This window comes from Shewanella sp. 11B5, assembly GCF_002836795.1.
Classification (GTDB): domain Bacteria; phylum Pseudomonadota; class Gammaproteobacteria; order Enterobacterales; family Shewanellaceae; genus Shewanella; species Shewanella frigidimarina.
In genome coordinates, this window is sequence record NZ_PJAP01000576.1 from 1 (window position 1) to 4,181 (window position 4,181).

Annotated in this window: 5 protein-coding genes; 2 read left to right on the plus strand and 3 right to left on the minus strand. The window is 39.4% G+C overall.

Features of this window, described 5'->3' with window-relative positions; all coding sequences use genetic code 11:
• On the plus strand, positions 1–274 hold a 274-nt coding region (locus CXF78_RS21455), incomplete at its 5' end, for an early set domain-containing protein (RefSeq protein WP_180957140.1).
• A 69-nt stretch (positions 275–343) separates the two neighbouring features.
• Here CXF78_RS21455 and CXF78_RS13440 read toward each other — a convergent pair.
• On the minus strand, positions 344–994 hold the full coding sequence (locus CXF78_RS13440) for a DsbA family oxidoreductase (RefSeq protein WP_011636557.1): 651 nt from the start codon (positions 992–994) through the stop codon (positions 344–346).
• 424 nt (positions 995–1,418) lie between these two features.
• On the opposite strand from CXF78_RS13440, the gene hpf reads away from it, so the two are divergent.
• The gene (gene hpf / locus CXF78_RS13445; RefSeq protein WP_011636558.1) at positions 1,419–1,775 is read left to right on the plus strand and encodes a ribosome hibernation-promoting factor, HPF/YfiA family; all 357 of its coding nucleotides are present in this window, start codon (positions 1,419–1,421) and stop codon (positions 1,773–1,775) included.
• 313 nt (positions 1,776–2,088) lie between these two features.
• On the opposite strand, the gene CXF78_RS13450 is transcribed toward hpf, so the two are convergent.
• The gene (locus tag CXF78_RS13450) at positions 2,089–3,162 is read right to left on the minus strand and encodes a GGDEF domain-containing protein (RefSeq protein WP_102037083.1); all 1,074 of its coding nucleotides are present in this window, start codon (positions 3,160–3,162) and stop codon (positions 2,089–2,091) included.
• 521 nt (positions 3,163–3,683) lie between these two features.
• Positions 3,684–4,181 (minus strand): YebC/PmpR family DNA-binding transcriptional regulator (locus CXF78_RS13455; protein ID WP_102037084.1); only part of this gene is annotated, 498 nt, incomplete at its 5' end.

Here is a 4,181-nt window from a genome sequence, read left to right on the forward strand (position 1 = left end):
AATCAATGCGTATGTGCTGTGCTATGTCATTTACCACGTCGATATTACGTTAGCTGCTGGTGATAATGAATTTAAAATCGCGACAGCAGATTGGTCGACAATTGACTTCGGCGCAATAGCCGGTGATGATGCTGTGACTGAAGGGCTGTTGAAAACCTTAGTGAAAAAAGGTGCCAACATGCATTTTAATGTCACAATCGCCAGTACCTATCGCTTTACGGTGACAGGCTCAAGTACTGAGTCGCCAACCTTATTAGTTACCAAGTTGAACTAGGTTTAAGTGGTTGTCTCGTAAAAACAAAACCCAGCTTAGGCTGGGTTTTGTGTGTTTCTTCAAAGCGGCTTATGCTGCTTCAGCGAGCAGTTTGGTAATCAATTCTGCAATGGTGTCGGGGTCTTGTGCGCCAGAGACTAAATATTGTTGATTAAACACAATGGCAGGCACGGCTTGAATTCCGCGGCTGATCCACAATTGCTCTTCTTCTTTTACCGCAGTTTCAAAGCGTTTGTCGCTGAGCACTGCACGTGCCTCAGCAGCATCTAAGCCAACCTTTGTAGCTGCTTCAATGAGTACTTCAATGTCATCTGGGTTTTTCTGCTCAGTAAAATAACTGCTAAACAGCGCCAATTTCAAGTCAGTTTGCTTACCCGTCTCTGCAGCCCAATACAGTAGCTGGTGGGCCAGTAGCGTGTTGTAAATACGTGATGAGTCGGAAAAGTTAAATTCAAAACCTAAATCGGCACCCATTTGGGTTAATCGCTGACGGTTCTGTGCGCTTTGCTCTGGTGTTGAACCGTATTTTTCTGCAATGTGTTCACCTAAATGCTGACCTTCTGATCCCATTGCTGGATTTAGCTCAAACGGATGCCACTGCAATTTAACCTCTAAATCATCAAATTTGCTCAATGCTTGTTCAAGTCGGCGATAACCGACAATGCACCATGGGCACATTACGTCTGAAATAATGTCAATTTGGATCTGATTAGTAGCCATGAATGTTCCTGTTAATGATTAATTCGACTTAATTTAGTTAAGTCTACAAAAATAAAATGGGTATAGTTGCTTATAAATTAGCTGCTTTTAGCGGTTAATTGATTGGTTTACCATCACTTGTGTAAACAACACAAAAGTTGCAACATTTGGGACTAAATTGTGTCTATACTTAACCAGTAATCTGATGTTTAATCAATGTAAGGGTTAGGTCAATTAGATATACCCCATGCACGTTTATTAATGGTATTGCTGGTAAAGTATACAAACAGATATAAAACACATTATAGGTTTGAGTACTTGTGATACAAAGCACATGCCGATGTCTAAATATGTCAGCCTGCATTTGTACAACAACACTATTTATGTCAGCATGCAGTTGTAATACGCAATAAATTTGGCAAGTAAATTCTTTTAAGGACAATCTATGAAAATAAATCTTTCTGGTCACCATGTTGATGTTACTGATACTGTCAAACAACACGTAGATGAAAAATTCGCTAAAATAGCTAGCCATTTCCCGACGCTTATCTCGCTAGATATCATCATTGCTAAAGAGCATGGTGAATATGATGTTGAAATTAGAACTAACTATGAAGGAACTCGCATTGCTGCTAAAGGTACTGACTTAGTCATGTATCCCGCTATCACGAGCGCCGCTAAAAAATTAGATGCGGCACTAAAGCATCGTAAAGGTCAATTAAAAGCAGACTTACATGAAAAACCAGATGTAACTGCACCTGAAATCGCTTACGAAAAAGTGCAAGAAATGGACTTACGTTAAGCATCGTCGTTTATATAACGATACCCAAAAACGCAGCCTAGGCTGCGTTTTTTTGTTCAAGCGTCATAATAACTAACCTTGTCCAGTCATAATAACCTAGCAACTCAAGCTAGCTTCGACTTGCTAGAGCGTTGCATTGCTAAAAAGCTAAGCGCAGTAAAGCATCAATACGTTCGCTGCAGCTTGTTAAGTTTGTAAAGCCTCTGCGTTATCTTTGTATAGAGTCTAGCCGCGAAGCGTTCTAGCATTTAGCTGTTATTCTTGGATATAAAACAGCAATAACATTTATGTGATGGACAATACTCCAATCGGCTCATAGGCCGATAGATGTTGTTTGCTGTGGATACACTTGGTTTCTGCCATTCTTTTTCGCTTGATACAAATTTCTGTCGGCATTGTTGATAAGTTCATCAATATTTTGATCATCGGTTAATTGTGAAATGCCAATACTGATGGTTAGGCTAATCTCGTGTTTAAGAAAATGCACCTTATGATGGTGTACGTTAGTACGAATTTTTTCTGCAATGACAGAAGCTTGCTCAGCCGAGGTTTGCGGCAGAATAAACAGAAACTCTTCGCCTCCCCAGCGTGCGACACAATCTTGCTGCCTCACACTCTGTTTAAACACCTGCGATAACTCAGTAAGCACCATATCGCCGCAATTGTGGCCGTATTTATCATTGACCATTTTAAAATGATCAAGATCGCATAGCAAAACAGATAATGGTTCGTTGTTTCGTGAAATTCTTGATTTTTCCTGCTGTAAAATGGTTAACGCATTACGTCGGTTAGCCAGTGTCGTTAATGGATCAGATAATGCGAGTTGTTGATATTTTTTACCGAGCTTCAGCGCACTATTGTAGGATAGCATTCTTGAATATTCATATAACGCGGAGAGAAAGGTAGTGGTTAAAAATGAAAATATTAACCGGACTTTAAACTCAGTTGAATAAGTTGCATATTGAGGCATCTCTATCGGTGAAAACATAATAATAGCGATAATACTTAAGAAAAATAGCAGGTTAACCAGACCATAACTTAATCCCAGTACATAAACGGAAACTGGCGCCACAATAAATATCCACAATGGACCTGTTTGTACCGCCCCGCCAGTAAAGACTAAGTAGAACATCAGTATATATAACGAGTAAATGATAATAAAAGAGCTCAGGTTAAGCTTGTTGTATTTTTTGAGTACAATGTAAGCCAAACAGTAAATGATGCTGGAGACAAATAGAGTGATGGTTAATACATTATTACTGTTAAATAAGCTTATTACGCCCATCACAAAAGTCATCGACATTCCGACTAATGAAAACAGAGATATAACGCGAGCCTGCTGAAGTTCTCCGTTACTTTTACTTTCATTTTTAATGAATGTTAGCAATGAGCCATCCTTTAAATGCTTCGTGCCGATATGTCGTTAGAATTGATTTGAGTGATGTTTGATATTCAAAAAGAACATGTATAAAGAATATTATTTAGAGTGACATGAATTAAGCTTTTATCCAATGATCTTTTTAACATGCCCAATTTAACATGCTTAAAGTAATTAAAGCGGTAACATCGGTAAGGGTGATAACCCCGAATTCATTGCTGACAAAGTGCTCGGTGGATTGTTAGGGCGATAACAATGATGAAAAGCGTATGCTTCGCTTACATAGATCACTAAAAATCTATAGCAAAATAAAGCGGGAAGGGGGATTCGATTCGACTGTTGAACTTTTAATCTTTCAGATTCATCGCTTTTATAGAATCTATCCGCGAAGCGTCCTAGTGTTTAGCTTGTGAATGTTTAGGTTGTGGATATTGAGAGTGACAAAATGACGTGACGGCTTTGATAGAAACAAGCTGCAAAGCGTTCTAGCACTTAGGTTTAGAACGCTTTAACAGTCTTCTTAGTTTGAGTTATTCTTCGTCGTTAATGTCTGCATTGTGGTAAACGTTCTGAACGTCATCACAATCATCAAGAGCCGCTAAGAACTTTTCAAAACTTTCAATATCTTCACCAGTAAGTTCAGTCATTGTTTGTGGCACAAATGCTAAATTCTCTACCTTAAAGTCTATCTCTGGAAAGGCTTCAGTTAACACAGTGCGCGCATTGTTAAACTCAGATACGGGTGCAAATACGCTGATGATGCCATCTTCTAGTTCTACATCGGCAACGTCGACGTCGGCCATCATAAGCAATTCAAGAATGGCTTCATCGTCTTCACCTTCAAACACAAAAACTGCTTGATGTTCGAACATATGGCCAACAGTACCAGGGCTACCTAACTTGGCATCATTTTTAACAAATGCTTGGCGAACCTGAGTAAATGTGCGATTACCGTTGTCTGTTAAGCAGTCTACAATCACCATGCAGCCGCCAGGACCAAAACCTTCATAGCGGGCGGTATCATAATC